At 59.7% G+C, this 484-nt stretch carries 1 protein-coding gene; it reads left to right on the top strand.

The window, feature by feature from the left end:
- Positions 1-466, top strand: a 466-nt coding sequence (locus KQH60_RS02500) for an IS3 family transposase (RefSeq protein WP_237575022.1), incomplete at its 5' end; no start/stop codon positions are given.
- Between the last annotated feature and the right edge of the window lie 18 nt (positions 467-484).

The following is a 484-nucleotide window of genomic DNA, read 5'->3' on the forward strand; positions in this document are numbered from 1 at the left end:
CTGGTCGATGGACTTCATGCACGACCAACTGGCCGACGGACGCAGCATCCGACTGTTTAACGTGATCGACGACTTCAACCGCGAAGCGCTCGGCATCGAGATCGACTTCTCGCTGCCCTCGCAGCGGGTGATCCGTGCGCTGCGGCAGATCATCAGTTGGCGTGGCCGGCCAAAGGCGATTCGGTGTGACAACGGGCCCGAGTATCTGAGCGCGACGATCACCGAATGGGCCCGGCAATATGGCATCAGACTCGACTACATCCAGCCGGGTAAGCCTCAGCAGAATGCGTATGTCGAGCGATTCAACCGGACGGTGCGCTACGAATGGCTGTCGCAGTACCACTGGGAGGACCTGGAGCACGTTCAGCGTTTCGCGACCGACTGGATGTGGACTTACAATCACGATCGCCCGAACATGGCCTTGGGCGGATTGACGCCAAAACAGCGGCTGGCCATGGCCGCATAGTTTCTACTTCTGAACCCC

This window comes from Mycetohabitans sp. B8 (assembly GCF_021991875.1).
In the GTDB taxonomy this organism is placed as follows: domain Bacteria; phylum Pseudomonadota; class Gammaproteobacteria; order Burkholderiales; family Burkholderiaceae; genus Mycetohabitans.